Consider the following 1240-nt stretch of genomic DNA (forward strand, 5'->3'; position numbering starts at 1 on the left):
CTTTTCCCCTCTCCAACTTTTTGAGTGTCTAAAACTACATTATTCCAATCTTGAAAAACTACATCAAAGGTGGTTTCTTTCTTATCACCACACGACACAAGAAAAATCGCTGTTAACATTATTAGTGCTAAACTTAATAGTCTCGATTTATAATTCATTTAAAGTCCTCCTAATTTATGACTTTTATTATAAATAAAAAAGCCATAATTCTTACTTGAATTATAGCATATTTTATTTAATTTTCTCAACTATATGTTAGCACAACATCAAATATACTTCATAATAATACCAAATACATATGAAATTATCCTTGCACGCATATTATGGGCTAGTAATATCTTTTAATCACTATTTTTTAGTGCCTCAACAAATAATTCTATATCCACTCCCGTTTCAGAAACAAAACCAATAGAACTATTTAAATCAATAAAATTATCACTTGGCATATTCATTTCGATAGCAATTCGGAATTCATTTTGACTTGAAAAATATGAATCTTTAAAAAAGTATCTTTTTGCATTATCAAACTTTTTCATAACTTCAAATCGTTCGCTAACATCATTTGTATATGCGATTTTATTTCCAAACCATCTTATATTTAGGGGACTAAAAAAATCGTTTAAGGAACTATAAAATTTGTGAGAATCAATTATAGTACAATACTTATATACTGATATATCCATATCGTCTAATCTAACAGTAAATTTAAAACTAATTTTATCTTTAGTTTCATTAATTTCAACTTTATTAATATCTGGTATCTTTACTGCAGAAGTACAATAAATAGTTGTGTCTAAATCACGATTCAGAGTAATTGCCACTTGAACATTTTTATTAATTAAGAATTCAATAGGTTTTTCTGTCGTTTCTGACCTTATTTGAATCATATACCCTTCTGGTATATCAGCAATCATTTCCCGTTTATCTCCCGTTCCTTTTATACCAGATCCTTTTTCTAAATCTACGAAAAATCTAGCATTATTAACATATATTTTTCCGTTTGAGACATCAATTGCATGCTTTTCTTCAGAACAATATTTTATCAAAAACAACGGTTCTTCTTCAAATCTTTCTTTAAACGAATTATACCAACCAATTTTATCTTCTTTTTTCATATATTTAGTTAATCGTTCCAAATAACTGGTCTATTTGATGAATTCCAATATAAGTTCCAACCAACTGGTTGTTCAGGTACTGATGCAGTTATTATAAGGATATCAGCATTTAAAAATGCATAGTT

General features: G+C 27.5%; 1 protein-coding gene. It reads right to left on the reverse strand.

What is annotated here, in order from left to right; translation table 11 throughout:
• Positions 1-341: 341 nt before the first annotated feature.
• On the reverse strand, positions 342-1115 hold the full coding sequence (locus IY230_RS02170; RefSeq protein WP_196369706.1) for a hypothetical protein: 774 nt from the start codon (positions 1113-1115) through the stop codon (positions 342-344).
• Positions 1116-1240 lie beyond the last annotated feature (125 nt).

Source organism: Acholeplasma laidlawii (assembly GCF_015709225.1).
GTDB lineage: Bacteria > Bacillota_I > Bacilli_A > Acholeplasmatales > Acholeplasmataceae > Acholeplasma > Acholeplasma laidlawii_A.

Excerpts from the sequence above, each read along its gene's own strand:
- IY230_RS02170 (WP_196369706.1), bottom strand. The coding sequence starts at position 1,115 with ATGAAAAAAGAAGATAAAATTGGTTGGTATAATTCGTTTAAAGAAAGA.